Source organism: Methylobacterium oryzisoli (assembly GCF_046557895.1).
Lineage (GTDB): Bacteria > Pseudomonadota > Alphaproteobacteria > Rhizobiales > Beijerinckiaceae > Methylobacterium > Methylobacterium oryzisoli.
The window spans coordinates 57,284-81,457 of record NZ_JBKIBX010000029.1; the positions used below are offsets into that span (position 1 = coordinate 57,284).

General features: G+C 72.4%; 20 protein-coding genes and 1 pseudogene. 10 read left to right on the plus strand and 11 right to left on the minus strand.

Annotated elements, in window-relative coordinates:
• Positions 1 to 2: 2 nt before the first annotated feature.
• Positions 3 to 1,298 (minus strand): SDR family oxidoreductase, encoded by a 1,296-nt coding sequence (locus ACKUB9_RS23240; RefSeq protein ID WP_407527182.1) that lies wholly within the window; start codon positions 1,296 to 1,298, stop codon positions 3 to 5.
• A 244-nt stretch (positions 1,299 to 1,542) separates the two neighbouring features.
• Entirely contained in the window at positions 1,543 to 2,718 is a 1,176-nt protein-coding gene (locus ACKUB9_RS23245; RefSeq protein ID WP_407527180.1) for an amidinotransferase, read from the minus strand.
• 303 nt (positions 2,719 to 3,021) lie between these two features.
• On the opposite strand from ACKUB9_RS23245, the gene ACKUB9_RS23250 reads away from it, so the two are divergent.
• From ACKUB9_RS23250 to hpnK, 6 genes are all read left to right on the plus strand, one after another.
• Positions 3,022 to 4,119, plus strand: coding sequence for a flippase-like domain-containing protein (locus ACKUB9_RS23250; protein ID WP_407527177.1), 1,098 nt, complete (start codon positions 3,022 to 3,024; stop codon positions 4,117 to 4,119).
• Positions 4,120 to 4,123: 4 nt separating this feature from the next.
• Positions 4,124 to 4,816: a Tgt2/MlaC family protein gene (locus ACKUB9_RS23255; RefSeq protein ID WP_407527174.1), complete on the plus strand. Its 693-nt coding sequence runs from the start codon at positions 4,124 to 4,126 to the stop codon at positions 4,814 to 4,816.
• Between the two features lie 70 nt (positions 4,817 to 4,886).
• Entirely contained in the window at positions 4,887 to 6,077 is a 1,191-nt protein-coding gene (hpnI, locus tag ACKUB9_RS23260) for a bacteriohopanetetrol glucosamine biosynthesis glycosyltransferase HpnI (RefSeq protein WP_407527172.1), read from the plus strand.
• A gap of 43 nt (positions 6,078 to 6,120) precedes the next feature.
• Complete coding sequence (gene hpnJ, locus ACKUB9_RS23265; protein WP_407527169.1) at positions 6,121 to 7,554, plus strand: hopanoid biosynthesis associated radical SAM protein HpnJ; 1,434 nt, start codon at positions 6,121 to 6,123, stop codon at positions 7,552 to 7,554.
• Between the two features lie 296 nt (positions 7,555 to 7,850).
• On the plus strand, positions 7,851 to 8,630 hold the full coding sequence (locus ACKUB9_RS23270; RefSeq protein WP_407527166.1) for an SPFH domain-containing protein: 780 nt from the start codon (positions 7,851 to 7,853) through the stop codon (positions 8,628 to 8,630).
• 2 nt (positions 8,631 to 8,632) lie between these two features.
• Complete coding sequence (gene hpnK / locus ACKUB9_RS23275) at positions 8,633 to 9,487, plus strand: hopanoid biosynthesis-associated protein HpnK (RefSeq protein WP_407527355.1); 855 nt, start codon at positions 8,633 to 8,635, stop codon at positions 9,485 to 9,487.
• Between the two features lie 58 nt (positions 9,488 to 9,545).
• Here the strand turns inward: hpnK and hpnN are convergent, their stop codons facing one another.
• Positions 9,546 to 12,191 (minus strand): hopanoid transporter HpnN, encoded by a 2,646-nt coding sequence (gene hpnN, locus ACKUB9_RS23280; protein WP_407527164.1) that lies wholly within the window; start codon positions 12,189 to 12,191, stop codon positions 9,546 to 9,548.
• Between the two features lie 439 nt (positions 12,192 to 12,630).
• Here hpnN and ispH point away from each other — a divergent pair, with 439 nt between their 5' ends.
• Together ispH and hpnH are read left to right on the plus strand one after the other, a co-directional pair.
• Positions 12,631 to 13,605: a 4-hydroxy-3-methylbut-2-enyl diphosphate reductase gene (gene ispH / locus ACKUB9_RS23285; protein ID WP_407527161.1), complete on the plus strand. Its 975-nt coding sequence runs from the start codon at positions 12,631 to 12,633 to the stop codon at positions 13,603 to 13,605.
• Between the two features lie 90 nt (positions 13,606 to 13,695).
• A complete protein-coding gene (gene hpnH, locus ACKUB9_RS23290) occupies positions 13,696 to 14,850 on the plus strand; it encodes an adenosyl-hopene transferase HpnH (protein ID WP_407527158.1) in 1,155 nt (384 codons plus the stop codon).
• Here the strand turns inward: hpnH and ACKUB9_RS23295 are convergent.
• The 6 genes from ACKUB9_RS23295 to hpnC form a co-directional block, all read right to left on the minus strand.
• The gene (locus tag ACKUB9_RS23295; RefSeq protein WP_407527352.1) at positions 14,773 to 15,510 is read right to left on the minus strand and encodes a phosphorylase; all 738 of its coding nucleotides are present in this window, start codon (positions 15,508 to 15,510) and stop codon (positions 14,773 to 14,775) included. The genes hpnH and ACKUB9_RS23295 overlap by 78 nt on opposite strands.
• Positions 15,511 to 15,686: 176 nt before the next feature.
• Positions 15,687 to 16,718 (minus strand): TIGR03885 family FMN-dependent LLM class oxidoreductase, encoded by a 1,032-nt coding sequence (locus ACKUB9_RS23300; protein ID WP_407527155.1) that lies wholly within the window; start codon positions 16,716 to 16,718, stop codon positions 15,687 to 15,689.
• 188 nt (positions 16,719 to 16,906) lie between these two features.
• Complete coding sequence (gene shc, locus ACKUB9_RS23305; protein ID WP_407527350.1) at positions 16,907 to 18,877, minus strand: squalene--hopene cyclase; 1,971 nt, start codon at positions 18,875 to 18,877, stop codon at positions 16,907 to 16,909.
• 144 nt (positions 18,878 to 19,021) lie between these two features.
• Entirely contained in the window at positions 19,022 to 20,299 is a 1,278-nt protein-coding gene (gene hpnE, locus ACKUB9_RS23310; RefSeq protein WP_407527152.1) for a hydroxysqualene dehydroxylase HpnE, read from the minus strand.
• Positions 20,299 to 21,159 carry a presqualene diphosphate synthase HpnD gene (gene hpnD, locus ACKUB9_RS23315; protein ID WP_407527150.1) on the minus strand — a complete coding sequence of 287 codons (861 nt, stop codon included), beginning with the start codon at positions 21,157 to 21,159 and terminating at the stop codon, positions 20,299 to 20,301. Before hpnD ends, hpnE begins: the two co-directional genes overlap by 1 nt.
• Positions 21,156 to 22,040 carry a squalene synthase HpnC gene (gene hpnC, locus ACKUB9_RS23320; RefSeq protein WP_407527147.1) on the minus strand — a complete coding sequence of 295 codons (885 nt, stop codon included), beginning with the start codon at positions 22,038 to 22,040 and terminating at the stop codon, positions 21,156 to 21,158. Before hpnC ends, hpnD begins: the two co-directional genes overlap by 4 nt.
• 77 nt (positions 22,041 to 22,117) lie before the next feature.
• On the opposite strand from hpnC, the gene ACKUB9_RS23325 reads away from it, so the two are divergent.
• Both ACKUB9_RS23325 and ACKUB9_RS23330 read left to right on the plus strand, forming a co-directional pair.
• The gene (locus tag ACKUB9_RS23325; RefSeq protein WP_407527144.1) at positions 22,118 to 22,360 is read left to right on the plus strand and encodes a type II toxin-antitoxin system RelE family toxin; all 243 of its coding nucleotides are present in this window, start codon (positions 22,118 to 22,120) and stop codon (positions 22,358 to 22,360) included.
• A 12-nt stretch (positions 22,361 to 22,372) separates the two neighbouring features.
• Entirely contained in the window at positions 22,373 to 22,762 is a 390-nt protein-coding gene (locus ACKUB9_RS23330; protein WP_407527141.1) for a helix-turn-helix domain-containing protein, read from the plus strand.
• 8 nt (positions 22,763 to 22,770) lie between these two features.
• On the opposite strand, the gene hpnA is transcribed toward ACKUB9_RS23330, so the two are convergent.
• Positions 22,771 to 23,808 carry a hopanoid-associated sugar epimerase gene (hpnA, locus tag ACKUB9_RS23335; protein ID WP_407527348.1) on the minus strand — a complete coding sequence of 346 codons (1,038 nt, stop codon included), beginning with the start codon at positions 23,806 to 23,808 and terminating at the stop codon, positions 22,771 to 22,773.
• 129 nt (positions 23,809 to 23,937) lie between these two features.
• Positions 23,938 to 24,174, minus strand: a pseudogene (locus ACKUB9_RS23340) (1-deoxy-D-xylulose-5-phosphate synthase); the annotation flags it as partial.

Sequence of the window (24,174 nt, forward strand, 5' to 3'; positions counted from 1 at the left end):
CGTCAGCGCTCGGCGGCGAGCGCGAGGGCGACCAGCGCCAGGAGGGCGGCGGGCAGCGTCTTGACGAACGGGCCGAGGGGGTCGGCCCACAGGTCGGGGGCCAGCACCGTCCCGGCCGCCAGGTAGGCGAGCGTGCCGCCGACCATCGCCAGGGCGGCGAGCGGCATCGTGCGCCGCACGAGCATCGCCGCCCCGAGGGAGAGGTCGAGCGCGACCCCGGCCGCGACCGCGGCACCGGCGGCTCCCGCCCCGACGCCGCGCTGCGTGAGCACGGCCGCCGCCGCGTCGAACCGGGCGAGACCGACGAGGCCGGAGACGAGCCAGAACAGCGCCAAGCCGCCGACGACGACCGGCTTCAGGAGCCAGAGCCGGCCGAACCAGCGCTCCTGCACCGTGGAGGGCAGGCGCCGGAGGCTCATCCGGAGCCCGGACGGCACCGGCCCGCCGGCGCGCCGCCAGGGACCGGGATCGCCCGTGACGCCCTCCGTGACCTGCACGAGCGCGGTGCGGCGCAACGGCGACCGCCAGCCCAGCCGGCCGAGCCCGTCGCTCAGCCCGACCACCAGCCGGACGAGGGGCCGCGGCACGGTGACGGCCTTGACCGGCGGGTGACCGAGCCAGCCGCGGAACGCCGCGACCACGTCGCTCAGGGAATGCGCCTCCTCCTCCACGAGATCGTAGCGCGCCCGGGCCGGCACCCGGTCCTCGACGGCGAGGCGCACGGCCTCGGCGACGTCGTCCACGTGGACCGTCTGGATCGACCCCGCGCCGCCGACGAGCGGTGTGACGAGCGGGACGGAGGCGAGGGCCCGCAGCAGGGCGGTCCCGCCATAGGCGGTGGGGGCGAGGACGAGGCCCGGGCGCAGGATGGTCCAGTCGAGGTCGAGCCCGGCGAGATCCGCGTCCGCCGCGGACTTGGTGCGCATGAAGGCGGTTCGCGCGTCGCACGAGGCGCCGACCGCAGAGACCTGCACGACCTTGCGAATCTCCGCCTCGATGCAGGCCCGAAACAGGGCCCGCATGGCGGTCTCCTGCACGGCGCGCACGTCGTCGCGCGGGCCGTCCTGCAGGATCCCGGCGCAGTTCACGACTGCCTCGCAGCCGGCGATGACCGGATGCCACGCGGCGGCCTCGGTGAGCGTGGCGATGTCCCGCGCGATCCAGGTCGCCTCGGGGACGCGGCGCCGCGCCGCGCCGACGTCGCGCCCCAGCGCCAGTACGGCGTGGCCCGCCTCGATCAGGCGCGCGAGCACGGCGGAGCCGACGAGGCCGTAGCCACCGAGGACGAGGATTCGCATGCGGGCGACGGCCTGGCGCTGCGCCGACGCCGGCCCGGCGCAAGAGAGATCGATGAAAGGATTTGAGAAACAAGGACTTGGCGCCGCATCCGAACGCAACGCCTTCGGATGCAGCAGCCTTGGGCGCCGGGCGGCGCCCGACCGCCTCAGGCGCAGGACCGGCCCGAGCCCGATCCCGGGGCGCGATCCCCGATGGGGACCGGACGGCGGCCGGCGTGAGCGCGGGCCGCCGTCCGGGCGTCGCTCAGAAGTACGACTTCAGCGTGCCGCGCCGGCGCACGTCCAGCGTGGCGCAGTGGAACGAGCCGCCGAACGGGCCGTAGGACAGGAACGGCGTCGGGATCGGATCGAAACCCCAGTCCTTGAGCGCCTTGATCAACGTCGGCTGGCTCGAATCGACCACGATCTTCTTCTCATCGATGGCGAGCACGTTGATCGAGGTCCAAGGCGAGCACATCGAGATCTTGCTCATGAAGCCCTCGACGGGGTCGGGGCGGGGCGCGATCAGCACGTCCCATTTCTTGAGCACCGCCGGCAGCTTCTCGACGTCGATGTAGTCGGGGTTGACCAGCACCTTGCCGGGGGCGAGCGGCATGAACGAGGAATCGATGTGCATCGGCTGCGGGCAGCGGCTCTCGATCTCGTGGATGCGGAAGCCTGAGCCGAGGTGGCGGCGCAGCCACTCGATGCCCATCAGGTTCGTCACGTTGGAGCGGGTCACGAACAGGTCGCGGCCGCAGCGCACGAAGTCGGCCGCGTCGAAGACCGGCTCGAACTCGTTGACCGTGAACTGCATCGGTTCGCCGGCCTTCAGGTTCGGCACCCGGTAGTCGTAATTGTAGAGGTCGTCGGTGAGCTGGGGCCGCGGCGCCGAGGTCCAGCGGGCGCCATTGCGAAAATACTCCTTGAACAGCGCGCGGTAGGCGTCGCCCTCGAAGTAGCGCGAGCGCCAGCACATCGGGCTCTCGATGATCTCGTCGCCGATCACGAGGTAAGGATCGCGCGGGCAGGCGACGCAGAAGCCGCGGGAGGACCAGCGCGGCGCCCGGAATTTCTTCGAGAAGTCGATCGAGTCGGGCCGGCGGATCTTCACGCCCTCGCCGGCCAGGATCCTGATGAAGCCGTCCAGCTCCTGCTGGGCGAGCTTCTTCATGAACTTGGGGTACCGCCAGCCCGAGGCGAAGCGGTAGAACGGCTGGGCGGCCCGCGGCAGGTTGAAGATCACCGTGAGGTGGTGGGTCGGGATGGTCGCGCCGTCGAGGCTGCCGACGATCACCTCTTCGAGCGGATCCCACTCGTTCCAGGCCATCACGGGCGACTGGGGCTGAGGCGGGCGGGCGGGGCCTGCGCTCAGAAACTCGCGGCCGGCGGCCTCGTCGAGCACCTCGTGCCCGCTGTCGATGGTCGTCTCCCGGTCCATACCTGTCATCCCCCTTGCGGCCGTTGCAAATCGGTCGCTGTCGGGCGCGCCCGCGTCCCGGCGGTTTTCGCCAGCAGGCGGGAAAAATCGCGCATTGCCAAAAACTTGCGGCGACCTGTGTCGATCTTGGTCGAGCCGCCCGCACGGCTGGTTTACCCAGCACTGTGTCCGGGCGGTGATAGACAAGGCGTGGCGGAGCTGCAACGTCCGGCCCAGGGGCGCCGATGCTTTGCACCGCACCCGTTGCACGAATAGCGCGCCTATTCGGGTGGCGGTGCAGGCTGTCGCGACAGAAAGAGGACCATGAAGCATCTCACCACACTGGCCCTGGTCGTGGGTCTGTGCACCGTGGTCGGCCTGTTCGTGTCGTCGGGACCGGAAGCGGTGGCCGCCGCCGCCTGGGCCGCCGGCTGGGGCGTGGCGCTCGTCATCCTGGCCCGGTTCGTCGCGGTGGCCTGGGCGGGCCTCGGCTGGTGGGTGGTCTTCCCCGCCGCGGCCCGGCCGTCCCTGCGGGCCTGCATCGACGTGCGCTTCGTGCGCGAGGGCGTGAACACGCTCCTGCCGGTGGCGCAGGTCGGCGGCGACCTGATCGGCGCCCGCCTGCTGGCGCAGCGCGGCGTCTCGGGCGGGCTCTCGGGCGCCGGCATGCTCGTCGACCTGATGGTGCAGGCCGGCACGCAGTTCCTGTTCACGGTGCTCGGGCTCGGCATCCTGGTGTGGCTCGAGGGCGACGGGCCGATCGTGCACACCGTCGCGGCCGGGCTCGCGGTCGCCGCACCCGCGCTCGGCGCCTTCTACCTCGTGCAGCGGCGCTCCGGGCACCGCCTCGTGCAGACCGTGCTGCAGCGCTTCGCGGGCGGGCGCGAGTGGCAGGCGCTCGGCGCCGTCGAGGTGCTCTACGAGTGCCTGCGCGGCCTCTACGGCCGCCCGCGGCGCATCCTGGCGGCCGGCTGCCTGCACATGATCGGCTGGATCATCGGCGCCCTGGAGGTCTGGGTCGTCCTGCGCTTCATGGGCTACGACATCGGCTTTCCGGAAGCCGTGGTGATCGAGAGCCTCGCCCAGGCGGTGCGCGGCGCGGCCTTCGCGGTGCCCGGCGCGCTCGGCGCCCAGGAGGGGGGCCTGATCGCGCTCTGCGCGGTGTTCGGCGTGCCCGCCGAGGCGGCGCTCGCCCTCTCCCTCGTCAAGCGCCTCGCCGACCTCGCGGTCGGATTGCCGAGCCTGCTGCTCTGGCACGCCCTCGAAGCGGCGCCGGCCGCCGGGTCCGCGCCGGAGCCGAGCTCCGGCTTCGGCTCGTCGCTGCGCTCCGTTCTCGATCCCGCGCGCCTCGATCCGGCCCCGGCTTACGGCTATGCGGGCGCGGCCGGCCGGCCGGCCGGCGACGCAACCAGGGGAGATTGAGCCAGTGCCGAATCGACGCGAGATCCTGCGCGCGAGCCTCGCCGCGGCCGGCCTTGCGGCCATCGGCCCGGTCCTCAGCCCGGCCTTGGCGGCCGAGGACGCGGCCGTGGCCTCGGTCACGCGCATGACCGAGGCGTTCCAGGAGGCGCTCAAGCGCCCCGACGTGACCGGCCGGGCGGCGGTGCTGTCCGGGCCGATGGCGCAATCCTTCGACCTGCCGGCGATGCTGCGCCTCGCGGTGGGCACGCGCTGGAAGGACATCCCGGCGGCCAAGCAGACGGCCCTGGTCGAGGCGTTCGGTCCCTACCTCACCGCCACCTACGCCACCCGCCTCAGCGCCGCGACGGGCGCGCGCTTCACCGTCCAGCCCAAGAGCGAGCCGCGCGGCAGCGGGCGGCTCGTGCGCAGCACCGTCACGGAGGCGAGCGGGGAGGAATCACCCGTCGACTACGTGACCAACGCCGAGGGGCGGATCACCGACGTCTACCTTCAGGGCACGGTGAGCGAGGCGGGCACGCTGCGCACGAATTTCGGCGAGCAGCTCAAGTCCGGCGGGCCCGACGCCCTCCTCGAGTTCCTGCGCAAGACCACCGCCACGATGCTGGCGGCGCCGCCCCCGCCGGCCCCCGCCACACCAGCCTCGACGACCTCCGCGCCCGCCACGCCCGACAAGCCCGCGGCCGACGCCAAGCCCTGACGGGGTTCTCGCGCCTCCCGCCACCTCTCTCCCGCCGCCCCCGGCGGCCGGCACGCCCTCGGACCAACCCATGGAATCCTTCTGGATCTCGACCCTTTTTCTCAGCCTCGCGGTCGCGGGTTGCCTCTACGCGCTCGCCGCCGCGTGGCTCGCCGGCCGCCTCGCGCGTCGCCCGGGGCCCGTGCTGGAGCCGAGCGCGCCCCGGCCGTCCGTGACCCTGATGAAGCCGCTCTGCGGGGCGGAGCCGAACCTGTACGAGAACCTGACCACCTTCTGCCGGCAGGACTACGCCGGCCCGGTCCAGGTCATCTTCGGCGTCCAGACCGCCGCCGACCCGGCGATCGGCGTGGTCGAGCGCCTGCGGGCGGAGCATCCGCGGCTGCGCATCGACCTCGTGGTGGATGCCCGCCAGCACGGCGCGAACCGCAAGGTCTCGAACCTCATCAACATGGCGGGCCTGATCGCCCACGAGATCGTGGTGCTGGCCGACAGCGACATGGTGGTCGCCCCCGACTACCTGGAGCGGCTGGTGGCGGAACTGGCGCAGCCCGGCGTCGCGGCCGTCACCTGCCTCTACCACGGGGTGCCCGCCCACAAGACCGCCTGGGCGCAGCTCTCGGGCCTCGCCATCGACACGCAGTTCCTGCCCAACGTGCTGGTCGGCACGGCGCTCGGGCTGGCCGAACCCTGCTTCGGCTCCACCATCGCGTTCCGCACCGCGGCGCTCCAGGCCATCGGCGGCTTCGAGGCGGTGCGGGACGACCTCGCGGACGATTACGCGCTCGGCGCGGCGCTCACCCGGGCGGGGCAGGGCGGGCGCATCGCCATCCCGAACTTCACCATCGGGCATACCTGCGTCGACACCTCGCTCGGCGACTTGTGGCGGCACGAGACGCGCTGGAACCGCACCATCCGCAACCTCGACCCGGCGGGCTATGCCGGCACCCTCGTCACCCACGCCTTCCCGCTGGCGCTGATCGGCGCGCTGGTGCCCGATTCGAGCCCGCAGGGGATGATGGTGGCCGCCCTGGCGCTCACCTGCCGGATCATCCTGTGCTGGCGCGTCGAGCGGGCCTTCGGCCTGAGCCCGCACGCCTACTGGCTGTTGCCGATTCGCGACATGCTGTCCTTCGCAGGCTTCGTCTGGTGCTTCGTCTCCGGTGCCGTGACTTGGAAAGGTCATGATTATCGCGTCGTAGCTGACGGCACGCTCATTCCGGAGCCGGGCCTCGCGCGGGAATCCGGCGCTCCCACGGCCTGACCTCGCCGCGCCTCCGCGGCCCCACCTTCGAGAGACCAACCCGATGCGGACCCTCTTCCTCCAGGCTCCCACCTTCGACGGCTTCGACGGCGGCGCGGGCTCGCGCTACCAGGCCAAGCGCGAGATCAAGTCGTTCTGGTATCCGACCTGGCTCGCCCAGCCGGCCGCCCTGGTCGAGAACTCCAAGCTCATCGACGCGCCGCCCCACAACCTGAAGCTCGCCGACGTCGCCGCCCAGGCCAAGGACTTCGACCTCGTGGTGCTGCACACCTCGGTGCCGTCCTTCCGGCAGGACGTGGCGACCGTGGAGGCGCTGAAGGCCGCCAACCCCAACCTCAAGGCCGGCCTGATCGGCGCCAAGGTGGCGGTGGACGCGCAGGGCTCGCTGGACAAGGCTCCGGCCATCGACTTCGTGGCCCGCAACGAGTTCGACTTCACCTGCAAGGAGGTCGCGGACGGCCGCGACCTCTCCCAGATCAAGGGCCTGTCCTACCGCAACGCGTCGGGCGTCATCGTGCACAACGAGGACCGGCCGGTGATGATGGACATGGACCAGCTGCCCTTCGTCACGAGCGTCTACAAGCGCGACCTCGAGATGGAGAAGTACTTCATCGGCTACCTGAAGCACCCCTACATCTCGTTCTATTCCGGCCGGGGCTGCAAGTCGCGCTGCACCTTCTGCCTCTGGCCGCAGACGGTGGGCGGGCACACCTACCGCACGCGCTCGGTCGGCCACGTGATCGAGGAGATCAAGTACTGCCTGAAGGCGTTTCCGCAGACGAAGGAGTTCTTCTTCGACGACGACACCTTCACGGACAACCTGCCCCGCGCGGAAGAAATCGCCCGTGAACTCGGCAAGCTCGGCGTGACGTGGTCGTGCAACGCCAAGGCCAACGTGCCGCGCGAAACCCTGAAGGTGCTGCGCGACAACGGCCTGCGGCTGCTGCTGGTCGGCTACGAGTCCGGCAACCAGCAGATCCTGCACAACATCAAGAAGGGCATGCGGGTCGAGGTGGCGGAAAAGTTCACCAAGGACTGCCACGAGCTCGGCATCGCCATCCACGGCACCTTCATCCTCGGCCTGCCGGGCGAGTCGAAGGAGACGATCCAGGAGACGATCAAGTTCGCTACCCGGATCAACCCGCACACCATCCAGGTCTCGCTCGCGGCGCCCTATCCGGGCACCTTCCTGTACAAGCAGGCGGTGGAGAACGGCTGGCTCGACGCCGCCAACGCCGAGCTGGTCGACGAGAACGGCGTGCAGATCGCGCCGCTGCACTACCCGCACCTGTCGCACACCGAGATCTTCAACTCGGTGGAGGAGTTCTACAAGAAGTTCTACTTCCGCGCCCCGAAGATCGCCTCGATCGTCGGCGAGATGGTGCGCTCGCCCGACATGATGAAGCGGCGCCTGCGCGAGGGCGTGGAGTTCTGGCACTTCCTGCGCGACCGCCAGGCCGGCGCCAAGGCGGCGTAAGCGCGGCCCCGTCAGCGTGTCGTCACGGCGGCCGGGCGCGAGCCCGGCCGTTCGCGTCCGGCCCTCTCGACAGGGGCGCCCGGCCCCGTGCTAGGGTCCGGGCGGCGGGTCCGAGTGCCGCGCGATGCCCGACCGGGCACGGCCAGCGGCGAAGGGTCTGCCTCCCGGCTTCGCTCGATAGCCCAACAAGCCCTCCGGCGCCGGCCTTCGGGCAGCCGGGATCGGACCCTGCGGGTTTCGGGCCCCCGTCCGATCCCCTGTGGCGCCGGAGGGTGATCCAGCCGGACGGAGCGAGGATGTCGTCGATCGGCCTCGGCCTCACGAGCGTGGTGCTCTGCGCCCTGGTGCTGGCCGTCCTGTGGCGGCGCTCCGGCGGGACGAGCCGGACCATCCACGAGTGGGAGCAGGGGCTCCTCTACATCGACGGCCGCTTCGCCCGGGTTCTCGGCCCGGGCCGCTACCGCACCCTGGGCCGGCGCGACCGCCTCGTGGTGGTGCTGCCGCGCTCCGTGGCCTTCGAGCACCTCTTCGCCCTCGAAGTCACGAGTTCCGACCGGCTGCTCTACCGGGTCTCGGCGACGATCGCCTTCGAGATCATCGATCCGCGCGCCGCCCACGAGGGCAACCACCGCGAGGCAATCAAGCTCGCCGTCACCGACGCGCTGGTGCACGCCGCCGCCGCCCGCAGCGTCGAGGCGATGCTGGCCGACCGGCCGGGGCTCGGCGCGGGGCTCGTGAGCACGCTCGCGCAGCCGGTCGCGGGCTGCCGGATCGTCTCGATCACCCTCACGGCGCTCACCCTGCCGCCGGAGCTGCGCCGCCTCTACGCCGAGGTCGAGCGCGCCCGCCTCGAATCCCAGGCGGCCCTGGAGCGCGCCCGCGGCGAGCAGGCGGCCCTGCGCTCCCTCGCCAACGCGGCCCGGATGCTCAAGGGCAATCCCGAGCTGATGAACCTGCGCCTGCTCCAGGCGCTCTCCCCGTCGGGCGGCAAGGGCGGGGCGACGCTGGTGCTCGGCCGCGACGCCCTGGCGGCCGCGCGGCCGGAGGACGCCGCCGCGACGGAGCAGGAATGCTGACCATGCCGGCCTCGGGCAAGCGCCTCGTCGTCACGTCGGACGATTTCGGCCTCTCAGCCCAGGTCAACGCGGCGGTGGAGCGGGCGCACCGCGACGGCATCCTCACGGCGGCGAGCCTGATGGTGTCGGCCCCCGCCGCCGCCGACGCGGTGGCGCGGGCCCGCGCCCTGCCGTCCCTGCGGGTCGGGCTGCATCTCGTGATGGTCGAGGCGTGGCCGACCCTGCCGGCGGCGGAGCTGCCGGACCTCACCGACGGGGCCGGGCTGATGCGGGCCGACATGGGCGGTCTCGGCCTCGACCTCGCCCTGAAGCCCCGTGCCCGCCGCCAGCTCGCGGCCGAGATCCGGGCGCAGTTCGAGGCCTACCGGGCGACCGGGCTGCCCCTCGATCACGTCAACGCGCACAAGCACTTCCACGTCCACCCGATCATCGCCGGGATGGTGCTGGCGATCGGGCGCGACTACGGCATGCGGTCCCTGCGCGTGCCGCGCGAGGACCGGGCCGTGCTGCGGCGGGCGGAGCCGGCGGCGGCGCCCGGCCTCGCCCTCGACACCGCGCCCTGGGCGGCGCTGCTGCGGTGGCGGGCGCGCCGGGCCGGGCTCCTGACGCCCGACGGCGTGCTCGGCCTCGCGTGGTCCGGGCACATGAACCCGGCCCGGGTCCAGGCCCTGCTGCGGCACCTGCCGGACGGGCTGACCGAACTCTACGCCCACCCGGCGACCGGGGGCGGGTTCCCGGGCGAGGCGCAAGGCTACGCCTACGCCGAGGAGCTCGCGGCCCTGGTGGCTCCCGAGAGCCGGGCGGCGCTGCGGGAAACGGGCGCGGCGCTCGGCGGGTTCTCGGATTTCCTGACCTGATCCCGGGGCGCCCGGCCTCCCGCCGGGAGGAGGAGCCCGCGCGTCAGGGACCGCGGCGCTACACGAAGCGCCGCGCCACCGCCTCTTCCGGCTCGCGCCGCGGCGCCGGCGCCTTGGCGGGCACCGCCCCCTTGGCCTTCGGCGGCGGGCCGAGGAAGGCCGGAACGATGAAGAAGGCCGCCACCAGGGTGAAGAACAGCGACAGGGCGAGGAGCTTGCCCATGCTGGCGGTGCCCGGGTGGCTCGACAGGACGAGCGAGCCGAAGGCGGTCCCGGTGGTGAGCGCGGAGAAGAAGATCGCCCGCGTCAGGCTGGAGGCCAGCATGTCGGCGACGCCGGCCCGCCACGCGATCACGTAGTAGATGTGGAAGGCCACGCCCACCGCCAGCATCAACGGCATCGCGATGATGTTGGCGAAGTTCAGCGGCATGCCGATGAGGTAGAGCGCCTCCAGGGTCCACAGGGTGGCGAGCACCAGCGGTCCGAGCGCCATCGCGACGTCCCAGGGCCGGCGCAGCGCCACAGACAGGATCACGAAGATCGAGCCGAGGGCGAGCAGGGCCGCCTCCACGAAGGCCCCCAGGATGGTGCGGCTCGACCGCGTGGTGGCGATCGGCGCGCCGGTGGCGTGGGGCGCCACGCTGAGCACCTGCTTGGCGAAGCGGCGCAGCACGCCGTTGTCGTTCGAATCCCCCTTCGGCTGCACTTCGAGCCGGGCACGCCCATCCTTGGAGACCCACTCGGAGCGCAGCTGCGCGGGCATGTTCTCGAGCGTGATCTTTTCCGGCGTGAGCAGGCTGCGCAGCTGCGTGAGCAGTCGCTTGAGGTTCGGAATCACGGCGGCCGCGGCGGCCTCGCGCACCGGCGGCTCGGCCGCCGCGAGGCGGTCGAGGGTGTCCGTGAAGGCGGTGATCTCCTTCTGGGGCTCGGGTCCGCCGGCGCCGGCGATGCCGCGCAGCGCCGTCGCGGCCGCCTTGATCGCCGCCACCACGTCACGGTCGGCCGGGGGCGGCGCGACCCGCGGCGGGTTCAGGATCGAGCCGAGCACGCTGGCCGCATCCTCGATCGTCGCCAGCTTCTGGTCCTGGTCGGACGGCACGAAGGTGTTGATGTCGATGACCCGGGCGACGGCGGGCAGGTCGCGCAGCTTCTCGGCCATCGGCGCCACGGCGTCGCGGTTGGGCACCAGCACGTCGATGGTGTTGGGGCTCGTCTTCGGGTCCTTGGCGAGGTCGAGATAGGTCGCGACCGATTCCACCTTCGGGCTGCGCAGGTGCATCGGGTTCGAGTCGAAGGGCAGGTAGTAGAGGAGCGGCAGGCCCGCGACCGTGACGATGCCGGTGAGCACCAGCACGAGCTTGCGGTTGTGGATGATCCAGTGATCGACCTTGGCCAGCGAGGCGGTGCCGACCTCCTCCTTCTCCCCCGGGGGCTTCATCACGGCGATGAGCGCGGGCAGGAGCGTGAGCGAGAACAGGTAGGCCACGATCATGCCGACGCCGGCGATCAGCCCGAGTTCGGACACGCCGCGGAAGTCGGTGGGCAGGAACGAGAAGAAGCCCGCCAGCAGCGACACCGCCGCGAGCGTCAGCGACCAGCCCACCCCGTGGGCGGCCGAGCGGATCGCCTTGCCGAGGTCGGGCTGCGTGAAGCGGTCGGCCCGGTAGCGCACCGCGAACTGGATGCCGAAATCGATGCCGAGCCCCACGAACAGGGCCGCGAAGGCGACCGAAATGGGGTTCAGCTCCCGCACCATCAGGAGGCCGAGCGCCGCCGTGACGATGAGCCCCGCGAAGGTCGTGATCATCACCGCGACGACGAGGCTCGCCGAGCGCAGCGCCAGCCACAGAAACAGCACGATCGCGCCGACCGTGACCGAGTTGTTGAGGAGCGCGTCGTCCGAGAGGGTGGCGAACTCGTCGTCGGCCACCGCCACCTGCCCGGTGAGGCGCACCCGCACCCCGCTCTCCGGCGTCAGCTTCAGGTCGCGGGCGGTCTCGCGAATCAGCGCGGTCGCCTTGGCGCCCGGCTGCAATTCGTCGAAGTCGAGCGCCGGCTGGGTGATGACGAAGCGGCGCAGGTCGCTCGTCTCGGCCTTGCCCCCCTGGAGCAGGAGCTGCCAGGAGAGCTGCGCCGGCTCGCCCTTCAGCACCTTGTCGAAGGTGTCGTTGAACTGGCCGATCGGTCCCGTCAGGTCCTCGATCTTGGCCTGCCCCCCCTTCACGCCCTGGGCGCCCATGCTGAGCACTTGCATGACGCCGCGCAGCGACGGGTCCCCGGCGAGCGGCCCGAGCAGTCCCTGCTGCTGGATCAGGCGCTCGGTGGTCTGCTCCAGCTCCTTCTGCGGCATCAGAAGGAGGCCGTTCTTGTCGAAGAACGGACCGCCGTCCGGCCGGTAGACGACCGGGACGACCTCCTTGTGCTTGGAGAGCGCCTCGGCGAGCCGGCTGGCGGCCTCCTCGGCCTGCTCGGGCGTGCGCGCGTCGATCACCGCCACCAGCAGGTTGCTGCGCTGGGGGAAGGCCTTCTCGAACTGGATCTCGTCCTGGCGCCAGCCGACGTCCGGCGAGATCAGCCGCTCCACATCGGTGTTGATGCGGAAGAGGTGCGCTGCCGTCAGCGCGCTGGCGAGGGTGAGCGCCAGCGCCGTCACGAGGACGAGCCAGCGCTGGCGGACGGAAAGCGCGACGAGCCGTTCGATCACGATGCGAAGCCTGCCTTTGCTCAGCCTACCTGAGCGGGAGGGCGCGGGCGGGGCCCTGCCTTCCTGCCGGGAGCTCGTTGATTCCGCATCATCGTCGCCCGCAGGACCGGTCTGCGGAATGATGCCGGGAGCGGGCGCCCGAGAGCGCGGCCCGAGGGCCTGCCCGCGCGTCGGTCCGGAACACTGGCGCGCTAAGTAGTGGTCCGAAGAGGGGATTGCAACGCGTTGACTCAGAACGATTCCGGCCGATGCCGGGCGCACGCGCGGGTGCCGGAGTGCGCGCAGCGCGCCAAGCGTCGCTTTACTCGCGCGCGAACGCCGCCGTAAGACGGTCGGATGACGCCCCTTCGGCCGGCCGATCCGGACCGAGCGGGGCGAAAACGGCCGGTTCGCGCGGCTCGGGCCGCGCCGCACGAGGACCAACGCGCAGGGATCGACGGTGGTGGAGGACCCCGAACAGAGTGCCGTCCGGCTCGTGCTGGCCCAGCCGCGGGGTTTTTGCGCCGGGGTGGTCCGGGCGGTCGAGACCGTCGAGCGGGCGCTCGCGCAGCAGCAGCAGGCGGCGCGCGCGGACGGGATGCCGGTCTACGTGCGCCACGAGATCGTGCATAACGGGCGCGTCGTGGCCGACCTCAAGGCCAGGGGCGCGCACTTCGTCGAGACCCTCGCGGCGATTCCCGACGGGGCGCTGACCATCTTCTCGGCCCACGGCGTGCCGCGCGCGGTGACGGAGGAGGCCGCCGCGCGGGGGCTGGCGACCATCGACGCCACCTGTCCGCTCGTCGCCAAGGTGCACGCCCATGCCCGCGCCTACGTGGCGCAGGGGCGCACGCTGGTGCTGATCGGGCATGCCGGCCACGTCGAGGTGGAGGGCACGCTCGGCCAGGTCGACGGGCCGGTCCACCTCGTGGGCAGCCTCGCGGACGTGGCGCGCCTCGACCTGCCGGCCGACACGCCGCTCGCCTACGTCACCCAGACGACGCTCAGCGTCGACGACACCCGCGGCCTCATCGCGGCCTTGCGCGCCCGCTTCCCCGACACGGTCGGCCCGGAGACGCGCGACATCTGCTACGCCACGCAGAACCGGCAGGTCGCCGTGCGGGCGCTGGCGGAGATCGCCGACCTGATCCTCGTGGTGGGCGCGCGCAACTCCTCGAACTGCAACCGGCTGCGCGAGATCGCCGCCGAGGCGGGCCGCCCGAGCCACCTCGTCGAGGGCGAGGCGGATCTGGACCGCATCGCCCTCGGGACCGCGCGGACCATCGGGCTGACGGCCGGGGCCTCCACGCCCGAGGTGCAGGTGCGAGAGGTTATTGCTGCGCTGCAGCGTCGCACCCCGCTGGCCATCTCGGTGCTGGAGGGCGTAGAGGAGCGGGTGAGCTTCGCGCTACCGTCGAGTTTGAGCAACAGTTAGAGACGTTCGAACCTAGGTTGCTGGAATTTCGCCGCTTTTCGCGCTAATGAGCCGTCCGGAATCCTGCACGCGAGCAAAGGAGCCTTGATCTTGGGCATCCCTCTACGGTACGTCGCGAAGATCGGCGGCTACATCCTGAAGCAGCACCTCACCGGGCGGAAGCGCTATCCGCTGGTGATGATGATGGAGCCTCTGTTCCGCTGCAATCTGGCCTGCGCCGGCTGCGGCAAGATCGACTATCCGGACGAGATCCTCAACAAGCGTCTGCCGGTCGACGAAGCACTGGAATCGGTCCGCGAGTGCGGCGCGCCCGTCGTCGTCATCGCGGGCGGCGAGCCTCTGCTGCACAAGGACCTGCCGCAGATCGTCCAGGGCATCATCGCGCAGAAGAAATTCGCGATCGTCTGCACCAATGCCCTGCTGCTCGAGAAGAAGATCTCGCAGTATAAGCCGAGCCCGTATTTCACCTGGTCGATTCATCTTGATGGCGACAAGGAGATGCACGACAAGTCGGTGTGCCAGCGCGGCGTCTACGACAAGGCGGTGGCGGCGATCAAGAAGGCGAAGGATCTCGGCTTCCGGGTCACGATCAACTGCACCTTCTTCAACAACTCCGAGCCGGCGAAGATCGCCGACTTCTTCGACAGCGTGACCCGGATGGGCATCGACGGCATCACCGTCTCCCCCGGCTACGCCTACGAGCGCGCGCCCGATCAGCAGCACTTCCTCAACCGCAAGGCCACGAAGGACCTCTTCCGCGGCGTCTTCCGCCTCGGCAAGGAGAAGGGCCGCGAGAAGTGGACCTTCCAGCAGTCCGGGCTCTTCCTCGACTTCCTGGCCGGCAACCAGAGCTACCATTGCACGCCCTGGGGCAACCCGACCCGGACGGTCTTCGGCTGGCAGAAGCCGTGCTACCTGCTCGGCGAGGGCTACGCCAAGACCTTCAAGGAGCTGATGGAGACCACCGACTGGGACGCCTACGGCACCGGCAACTACGAGAAGTGCGCCGACTGCATGGTGCATTCCGGCTACGAGGCATCCTCGGTGGTGGATTCCGTGCGCAAGCCCTGGAAGCCTCTCGTCTACGCCCTCACGGGCATCAAGACCGAGGGTGAGATGGCGCCGGAGATCTCGCTGGAGAACCAGCGTCCGGCGGAGTTCGTCTTCTCACGCAACGTCGCGCAAAAACTCTCCGAGATCCGGAACGCCGAGACCGAAGCCAAGAAGCGCGCGACAGCGGCCTAAGGACGCGAAAGCCGCCGAGGAATCGCGGGCGAGGCGCACCAGCCCGCCCACCTTGGCGGAACGGCGCGCCAGCGCCGACAGGACGGCGAGGAGGTCGGGCTCGCCGTTCGGCTTCAGGGCCTTGGCGATCGCGGCGGGCAGCGCCCGGTCGGCGGGGTCGCACACCACCCGCACGGCGCAGAACGGCAGGCCGTGCCCGTCCGCGAAGGCGGCCGCCACGTGCGATTCCATGTCGACGGCCGCCGCCCCCGTGGCGGCGTGGAGCATCGCCTTGGCGTGGGGCGAGAGCACCGCCGCGTCCACGCCCGCGAGATCCGCCTGCACCACCCGGAACGCTCCGTCGGCGAGGCGGCGGGCCAGCGCCGCCGCCACGTCCGGATGCGCGATCCGCCGCACGCCCGCCGTCACCACGCCCGTCGCCACCACCACGTCGCCGGGCGCGAGCGCCGGGTCGAGCCCGCCCGCGATGCCGATGCTCATCACCGCCCGGCAGCCGGGCGGCGTGCGTGCGCGCAGCATCTCCCGCAGCCGCTCCGGGTTCCCGCCCGCGCCCACGGTGGCGACCCCCGGGCCGGCGGCGAGCCGCGCCTCGCGGGCGAGCCCCGTCACGGCCAGCACGGGATGCGGGGAGGGGCCGGCGGTGTCCTCGACGACGATCATGCTGGCGGCCTGTCTGGAGGGCAGGGGCGGACGCGAGGCGTGCCGCATGCAGTCCTCATACCAGGGCGTGTATGGCCGCTCTGTGGCGGCTTGGCCACCCTGAGCGGGCCTGAATCGTCCGGGCGCGCCGGCGGTCCGGGGCCGGACCCCGCCGGGCATCGGAGGCCGCGTCCAGGCTATCCCGCCCGCGCCGCCGGCATCACCGCGGTGGCATCGAAATCCGCGGCCGGGGCCTTGCGCGCCCGAAGGGCCGGCAGCACGCGCTCGCCGAACAGGTCGATGAAGGCGGGCTGGCTGCCGCCGACCTGATGCAGGTCGATGCTGTCGAAGCCGAGCGCCGCGCAGGCGGCGACCCGGTCGATGATCGCCGGAAGGTCGCCGGAGACCAGCACCTGCGCGTGCATGTCCTCGGGGCGCACGAACCGGGTGGCGGCCTCGAACTCCGCCGGGCCGCGCAGCTCCCAGGCGGCCGGGCTGCCGATCTGGTTGAAGCGCCATTGCGCATGCGCCTGGTGCAGGGCCTCGGCGGGGTCGCGGGCGTAGCTGAGGTCGAGCTTCAGGAAGATCGGCTTGTCGGCCCCGCCGGTCTCCCGGAAGGCCTCGATGATGCGGGCGAGCGCGTCCGGCCGGCTGCCCACCGTCAGGAGACCGTCCGCCCAGGTGCCCAGCCAGGCGGCGGTCTCGGGCGTGGTGGCCGCCCCCACGAGGCGGGTGGGCGTCTCGGGACGCGACCAGACCTTCGCCTCGACCGCCGAGACGCGGCCCCGGTGGGTCACGGTCTCGCCCGCGAGCAGCGCCCGCATGATCTCGGCCCCCTCGCGCAGGCGCGCGTTGCGCTCGGCCTTGTCGGGCCAGGGCAGGCCGGTGACGTGCTCGTTCATCGCCTGCCCGCTGCCGAGTGCCACCCAGGGCAGGCGGCCGGGATACATCTGGCCGAGCGTCGCCACGGCCTGGGCCAGCACCGCCGGGTGGTAGCGCCAGCCGCCCGGCACGGTGATGATCCCGAAGGTCAGGCGCTGCGTCGCCTGGAGCGCGGCGCCGAGCCACGCCCAAGCGAAGCCCGACTGCCCCTGCGCGGCCGACCAGGGCTGGAGATGGTCGGAGGAGAAGGCCGCGTCGAAGCCGGCCTGCTCGGCGCGCTGCACGAGGCCGAGCAGGTCGCGGGGCGCGAACTGCTCGTGCGAGACGTGGTAGCTGTAGAGCGTCATCGAGGGATCCCGCGCTGGCGCCCTCCCAATGCCCGACGCCCGCGCAACGCGCATGCGGCAGGATGTCCGGCTTCCCCGGGAGGCCCAGGATAGGTGGGCCCCGGGCCGCCGGACCTATCAGTTTCCGGACGTCGGATCAAAGATCCGGCGAGAAACCGAGACCCCGGATCCGGGGTCTCGTCCGGACCTCACATGCCCACCGCGACGCGCCGGCTGTTGCCGCGCCGCAGGTTGCGGTAGCGGGCCATCGCCCAGAGCGGGAAGAACTTCGCGTAGCCGTGGTAGCGCAGGTAGAACACGCGCGGGAACCCGGTCGCGGTGTAGCGGTCCTCCGCCCACAGCCCATCCGCTCCTTGCGTGCGGGCGAGGTAGTTGATGCCCCGCTCCACCGCCGGGTGGTCGGCCTCACCCGCCGCCATGAGGGCGATCAGCGCCCAGGCGGTCTGCGAGGCGGTGCTCGGCGCCCGCTCGTAGCCGCGGTAGTCGAGCGTGTAGCTCGCCGCGTCCTCGCCCCAGCCGCCGTCCGGGTTCTGGATGCCGGTGAGCCAGCCCACCGCCCGCCGCACCGGCTCGGAGGCCGGGTCGACCCCGGCCGCGTTGAGGGCGCAGAGCGCCGACCACGTGCCGTAGATGTAGTTCATGCCCCAGCGGCCGTACCAGCTGCCGTCCGGCTCCTGGTCGGCGAGCAGGTAGGCGAGGCCGCGGGCGAGGGCGGGGCTCGATTCCTGCGTCTCGCCGAGCTGCGCCAGCATGGAGACGCAGCGCGCCGTCACGTCGGCGGTCGGCGGGTCGAGCAGCGCGCCGTGATCGGAGAACGGGATGTAGTTGAGGTAGTGGTAGGTGTTGTCGGCGTCGAAGGCCGCCCAGCCGCCGTCCCGGCTCTGCAGCCCCTCCACCCACTCGCGCGCCCGGGCGATCGAGTGGTCGTAATCGGGCGTGCCCGTGCCGCGCCGGGCCTCGCTCCGCGCCTGGGAGCGGTCCATCGCCATCACCACCACGGCGGTGTCGTCGAGGTCCGGGTAGTGCGGGTTGGCGTACTGGAAGGCCCAGCCGCCCGGCCGCACGTCCGGCTTGGCGGCCGCCCAGTCGCCCTTGACGTCGAGCACCTGCAGGGGCTTGAGCCAGTCGAGGGCGCGCTTGGCGTGGCGCTCGGCCTCGGGGCCGCCGGCCTCCATCAGGGCGTGGGCGGCGAGCGCCGTGTCCCAGACCGGGGACAGGCAGGGCTGCACGTAGGCCTCGTGCTCCTTGACGGTGACGAGCTTCTCCACCGCCGAGCGGGCCGTGGCGACGAGGGGATGATCCTCGGGATAGCCCAGCGCCTCGAACATCAGGACCGAGTTGGTCATCGCCGGGAAGATGGCGCCCAGCCCGTCCTCGCCGTTCAGGCGCTCGCTCACGAAGGCCACCGCCTTGTCGATGGCGCGGGCGCGCGAGCCGGCCGGGAAGGCGCCCTCGACCTTCTGGAGCACCGCGTCGATGGCGGCGAAGACCGGGCGCCAGGGCGAGGCCTCCTGCGGGCCGGCGGGCCAGCGCTTCACCTGCTCGGGGGGCTCCACGAAGAGCTCCTGCATGCCGATCCCGCGCGGGTTCCGGGCGCGCGGCTTCTTGGCCTGCAGCACGAACAGCGGCACCATCACGGTGCGGGCCCAGTAGGACACCTTGTCGAGGTGGAAGGGGAACCACCGCGGCAGCAGCATGACCTCGACCGGCATCACCGGAACGGCGGTCCAGGGCACCTCGCCGTAGAGCGCCAGCAGGGTGCGGGTGAAGACGTTGGCGTGCGCCGCACCGCCCCGGGCCAGGATGGCGTCGCGGACCCGGCGCATGTGCGGGGCCTCGACCGAATCGCCGATCATCTTGAGGGCGAAGTACGCCTTGACGGAGGCGCTCATGTCGAAGGGCCCGTCGTGGACGAGGGACCAGCCGTCATGGGCGGCGCTCTGCGTGCGGCGCAGGTAGTTGGCGATCTTGGCTTCCAGCTCGGCCGGCGGGATCGAGGCGCGGAAGTGGTGGTAGAGGATGTACTCGGACGGGATGGTCGCGTCGGCCTCCAGCTCGAAGCACCAGTGGCCGTCGGGATGGGCGAGCTTCTGCAGCCCCCGGGAGGCGAGCGACACGCGCCGCTCGACATCCTCCAGGGTGATGCCCTGCGTGCTCATGCGGTGCAGCGTCTCGACCTTGCCCACTTTCGTCCCACCTTCTTTCGTCCGGACGGCCCGCTGTGCCGCCGCTGCGTCCCCTGATTCGCGGCGATGCAAAAATCGCCGCACTGCCCAAGCTGTTCCCTCCGCGCGGACGGTCCGTCAAGCGGCTCCGCGCAGGGCTGCGTTGTCCTCCACGACGACCGAGGCCGCCGTCGCGCCGGACCGGATCGCGCCCTCGATGGTCGAGGGCAGCCCCGTCGCGGTCCAATCTCCCGCAAGTGCGAGATTGACGAGGTGCGTGCGCGCACCCGGGCGCCGCGCGGCCTCCTGCGGCGTCGCCGCGAAGGTGGCACGCTTCTCCTTGACGATCTGCCAAGACGGCAGGGGGGCACCCTCCTGGCCGGTGAGTCGGGCGACCTCGCCCCAGATCGTCGCGGCGAGATCCTCGCGGGGCACGTCGAGCAGCCGGTCGGCGCCGCTGATCGTCACCGAGAGCCGGTCCGGATAGGCGAACAGCCACTCGGTCACGCCGCCGACCACCCCCAGCAGCAGGGGGGCGTCCGGAGGCGGGGCCACCGCGAAATGCGCGTTCACGATCGAGCGGTGCGCCTGCGGCACGGCGAGGCCCGGGATCAGGTCGGCGGCGACCCAGGCGGGCAGCGCCAAAATTACGGCGTCGTCCGGCCCGAGGGTTTCGGCGCCGTCGCTGAAGACCAGTTGCGCGACCGCGCCCCCCGCGGCGTCGAGCGCGCGCAGGCGGCGGCCGAAGCGGAGTTCCGCGCCGCGCTCCGCGAGGTGGCGCAGGGCCGGCTCCACGAAGGCGGCCGAGAGGCCCGCCACCGCCACCAGGGGCCGGCAGGCCCGGCCGCCCGCGCCGAGCGTCTCGCGCAGGATCGCGGCGGCGAGCCCCGCATCGCTCTCGCGCGGCTCGGTGTTGAGGGCGGCGAGCAGCACCGGATGCCAGAGCCGCTGCCACAGCAGGCCCTCGCAGGCCATGCTCTCGCCGATGGTGGCGGCGCGCCCGCCCGCCCGGAAGAGCCCGAGCGGCGCGAGGTAGTCGCGGGCGCGGCTGCCGGGCACGCGGCGGCGGGCGTCGAGCACCCACCAGGGCAGCCGGCCGGCATTGGGCCGCAGGGTCCAGCGCTCGCCCGTGGCGAGATCCGCGAACGGGAAGGCGGCCTCCGCCGGCCCGGTCAGCACGTCCGCCGGGGCGCCCACCGCCGCCAGGAAGTCGAGGGCGTCGCGGTTGCCCGAGAGCAGCAGGTGGTTGCCGTTGTCGATGGTGAGCCCGAGCGCGGGGTCGAAGTAGGAGCGGCAGCGACCGCCCGCCTGCTTGGCGGCCTCGTGCACGATCACGCGCCGGCCGGCCTCGACGAGGCGCACGGCCGCCGAGAGCCCCGCGAGGCCGGCTCCCACCACGTGGACGCGTCCCGCCATCACACGATCCCGTGCCGCAGAAGGACGCCGGCGAGCTTCAGCTTGCCCGGCTTCACCCGCGCGCGCGGAGCGGCCCAGCCGCGCGCCAGGAGCCCGTCGAGGATCAGCCGGTAGGCCGCCGCCATGATCCGGGGCGCCTTGGTGGCCCGGCGCGGCGCCCCCGCGATGATCCGCCAGGAGGCGCGGTAATGGGCGTCCGCCTCCGCCGCCAGCGCCGCGCAGACCTCGCCGAGGCGCGGATGGCGCAAGGCCGCCTCCGGCGTCGGCCGGTCGAGGCCGATCCCGGCCAGCCGCTCGCGCGGCAGGTAGAGGCGCCCGCGCGCCGCATCCTCGTCGATGTCGCGCAGGATGTTGGTGAGCTGCAGCGCCCGCCCGAGGTGATGGGCGAGCTCCCGGCCCGGCGCCTCGGCCATGCCGAAGATCCGCACCGACAGGCGCCCGACCGCGCTCGCGACCCGGTCGCAGTAGAGGTCGAGGGTCGCGGCGTCGGGCGCCACGATGTCGGCCTCGGCGTCCATCGCCATGCCGTCGATGACGGCCTGGAAGTCCTCGCGCCGGAGGCCGAACTGCCGCACCGGGCCGACGAGCGGCCGCGTGCGGGGCGGGGGGTTGCCGGCGTAGAGGGCGTCGATGTCGGCGCGCCAGCGGTCGAGTTCGGCCGCCCGCACCTCCCGGGCGCCGCCGTCGTCCGCGACGTCGTCGACCGCCCGGCAGAAGGCGTAGACCGCGTACATCGCGTCGCGCTGGGCTTGCGGCAGCAGCCGCATCGCCGCGTAGAAGGAGGAGCCCGCCGCCGGCAGGGCGGGCGTCTCAGGGGGGGGTGATTCGGGGGCAGGCGAGGGGGCGGCGAGCGCGGTCACGGCCGGGCTCCGCGGATGCTGGGGGCGAGGCGGCGCCGGAAGGGGCGTCGCGCGAGGCAGGCGCCGGCGGCGGCGAGCGCGGTCAGCGCGAAGGCGGCCTTGCCGTGGTGCACGGGCTCGCTCAGGGGATCGCGGGCGGTCAGGCCGCGGGCGAGCAGCACCGCGAGACGGTGGATCGCGGCGATCTCCATGGAGAGGCGGGTGTCCTCGATCAGGTCGGGCAGCGCCCGGCCCTCGTGCAGGAGGTCGAGGCAGCGATGCGCCAGCGTGCCGATCACCGCGCGCAGGCCGGGCGAGGCGCGCGGCGCCCCGAGCGCCGCGACCTCGACGCCGTGCGTGGCGAGCAGGTCGGCGGGCAGGTAGACCCGGTCGAGCTGGGCGTAGTCCTTCCCGCAATCCTGCAGGTGGTTGATGATCTGGAGGGCCGCGCAGATCGCGTCCGAGGCCGCCCAGGTCGCGGCCGGATCCTCGCCGTGCACGTCGAGGACGAAGCGCCCGACCGGCATCGCCGAGTAGCGGCAATAGTGCATCAGCTCGTCAAAATCCGCGTAGCGCGACTTCCGCGCATCCATCCGGAAGGCGTCGAGGAGTTCGAGGGCGTGGCGCGGCGGCAGGCCGCGCGCCGCCAGGGCCGCCTTGAGGGGGGCGGCCTCGGGATCAGGCGCGCCCGCGCCGGTCAGCGCCGCCGCGAGGCCGTCGAGGAGGGCGATCTTGCGCTCGGGCGACAGCCCGCCATTGTCGGCGACGTCGTCGCCCGCGCGCACGAAGGTGTAGAAGGCCAGGATCGGCCCGCGGTGGCGCGGATGGATCAGGTGCGACGCGACCGGAAAGTTCTCGTCGCGGTGCGACTTGCCGGAGCGCGCCTCGGTCGCGGTGGTCATGCTGGGCGTCCCTGACTGGCGTCGGTCATGATCGATGCGGACTTGCGGGCCGCGCAGGCGGGCGCGATAATATCGCAATGCCGACGATCGCCTACACGCCGTCCGCCGCCCGGGACTTGGCGCGGCTGCCCAAGGCCGTGCGGCTCTCGATCGTCGCGAAGCTGAGGCGCTATGCCGAGACGGGCGCCGGCGACACGAAGGGGCTGACCGGCCGTCCCGGGAGACGCCTGCGGGTCGGCGACTACAGGGTTCTGTTCATCGAGACGGCCGACCGCATCGAGGTTTTCGCGATCGGTCACCGTCGCGACGTGTACGAGTGAGTGAGAGACACCATGGATCCTCAGATCATCACGACCGAGGCCGGCGAGGAGCTGGTCGTCCTCAGCCGCCGCGCCTACGACGCGCTGCTCGCCCGCCTCGGCGACGAGGCCGCGGAGGACCGCTCCACCGCGCGGATGGCCGAGGCGTATCTCGCCGCGAAGGCCGACGGAGGCGAGACCGCGAGCGTTCCGGACTGGTTCGTCGCCCTTCTCGCCGAGCACGGATCGCCCGTCACTGCGGCCCGCAAGCACCACGGCTGCACGCAGGCCGAACTGGCGCGGCGGCTCGCCATCTCCCAGGGCCACCTGAGCGACATCGAACGGGGCCGCCGACACCTGACGGCCGCGCAGCGATACGAGATCGCCGCCCTCACGGGCATCGCGGCCGACTGGCTGGACTAGCGCCACCGTCACCGCACGGACCCCGCTTGGCGGAACCAGGCGACGGCGTCCCGCAGGCCCTCGCGGTAGGGCCGCGCGGCGTAGCCGAGTTCGGCCTGGGCCTTGGCGTCGGAGAAGAACATCCGGTAGCGCGACATCCGGATGCCGTCGAGGGTCGCGAGCGGCGCCTTGCCGGTGACGCGGGCGGCAAGCTCCGAGACGAAGGCCACGGGATAGACCGCCGCCCGGGGCAGGCGCAGGGTCGGCGCGCGGCGCCCGACGATCCCGGCGATGTCGGCGAGCATCTGCGACAGCAGCACGTTCTCGCCCCCCAGGATGTAGCGCTCGCCGATGCGCCCGCGCCGCAGCGCCAGCAGGTGGCCGGCCGCCACGTCGTCCACGTGGGCGAGGTTGAGGCCGGTATCGACGAAGGCCGGCATCTTCCCGTTGGCCGCCTCGACGATGATGCGCCCGGTCGGGGTCGGCTTCACGTCGCGGGGGCCGATCGGCGTCGAGGGATTGACGATCACGGCGGGCAGGCGCTCGCGCGCCACCATCTCCTCGACCACGCGCTCGGCCACGACCTTGCTGCGCTTGTAGGCGCCGATGGCGGTCTCGGGGGTGAGCGGGCGGGTCTCGTCGGCGGGCGTGCCGTCGTCGTGCGGCCGGATCGTCGCGACGCTCGACGTGTAGACGACCCGCTCCAGGCCCTCCTTGAGCGCCGCCTGCATCAGCACCCGGGTGCCGTCCCGGTTGGTGCGCACGATCTCCTCCGGGTCGGGCGCCCAGAGGCGGTAATCGGCGGCGGCGTGCACGAGGTAGCGCATGCCGCGCAGGGCCGCCGCGACGGCCGCGGGGTCGCGCATGTCGCCCTCGGCCACCTCGACGTCCGGCCATGTCAGGTTGGTGCGCGGGCTCGTCGCGCGCACGAGGATGCGCACCGGGAAGCCGGCGCCGCGGAAGACGTCGACCAGCGCCGGCCCGAGGAAGCCGCTCGCGCCGGTGATCAGCACCGGACCGACCTCCGGCCCGGCTTCAGACAGGGTGCGGTCCGACGCCTCGATCATGCTCACGGGGTTGTCCAGGATCACCGTCGCGGGAACGACGAACGAAAGATGCGCGGCGGGCGCGAAGGCCCGCCGCTTCTGCCATTCCGGAGCCTCAGCGGCAAGGCGGGCTTAAGGCCCGCCCGCCGCTCAGGCGCGGCGCAGGTGAGTGCGCTTGACCTGCTGGGCCGGCAGGAGGTCGCGAACGGTCTTGACGATGGCGGACGCGTCCAGCCCCGCCTGCGCGTACATCCGCTCTGGCGTGTCGTGGTCCTGGTACACGTCCGGCAGCGTCAGCGTCCGCACCCGCACACGCCCCTCGTCCAGCACGCCCCGCGCCGACAGGCAGTGCAGCACCATCGCACCGAACCCCCCCGTCGAGCCTTC

Coding starts and splice junctions, on each gene's coding strand:
- ACKUB9_RS23240 (WP_407527182.1), bottom strand. CDS start 1,298: ATGCGAATCCTCGTCCTCGGTGGCTACGGCCTCGTCGGCTCCGCCGTG.
- ACKUB9_RS23245 (WP_407527180.1), bottom strand. CDS start 2,718: ATGGACCGGGAGACGACCATCGACAGCGGGCACGAGGTGCTCGACGAG.
- ACKUB9_RS23250 (WP_407527177.1), top strand. CDS start 3,022: ATGAAGCATCTCACCACACTGGCCCTGGTCGTGGGTCTGTGCACCGTG.
- hpnI (WP_407527172.1), top strand. CDS start 4,887: ATGGAATCCTTCTGGATCTCGACCCTTTTTCTCAGCCTCGCGGTCGCG.
- hpnJ (WP_407527169.1), top strand. CDS start 6,121: ATGCGGACCCTCTTCCTCCAGGCTCCCACCTTCGACGGCTTCGACGGC.
- ACKUB9_RS23270 (WP_407527166.1), top strand. CDS start 7,851: ATGTCGTCGATCGGCCTCGGCCTCACGAGCGTGGTGCTCTGCGCCCTG.
- hpnK (WP_407527355.1), top strand. CDS start 8,633: ATGCCGGCCTCGGGCAAGCGCCTCGTCGTCACGTCGGACGATTTCGGC.
- ACKUB9_RS23295 (WP_407527352.1), bottom strand. CDS start 15,510: ATGATCGTCGTCGAGGACACCGCCGGCCCCTCCCCGCATCCCGTGCTG.
- ACKUB9_RS23300 (WP_407527155.1), bottom strand. CDS start 16,718: ATGACGCTCTACAGCTACCACGTCTCGCACGAGCAGTTCGCGCCCCGC.
- shc (WP_407527350.1), bottom strand. CDS start 18,877: ATGAGCACGCAGGGCATCACCCTGGAGGATGTCGAGCGGCGCGTGTCG.
- hpnE (WP_407527152.1), bottom strand. CDS start 20,299: ATGGCGGGACGCGTCCACGTGGTGGGAGCCGGCCTCGCGGGGCTCTCG.
- hpnC (WP_407527147.1), bottom strand. CDS start 22,040: ATGACCACCGCGACCGAGGCGCGCTCCGGCAAGTCGCACCGCGACGAG.
- ACKUB9_RS23325 (WP_407527144.1), top strand. CDS start 22,118: ATGCCGACGATCGCCTACACGCCGTCCGCCGCCCGGGACTTGGCGCGG.
- ACKUB9_RS23330 (WP_407527141.1), top strand. CDS start 22,373: ATGGATCCTCAGATCATCACGACCGAGGCCGGCGAGGAGCTGGTCGTC.
- hpnA (WP_407527348.1), bottom strand. CDS start 23,808: ATGATCGAGGCGTCGGACCGCACCCTGTCTGAAGCCGGGCCGGAGGTC.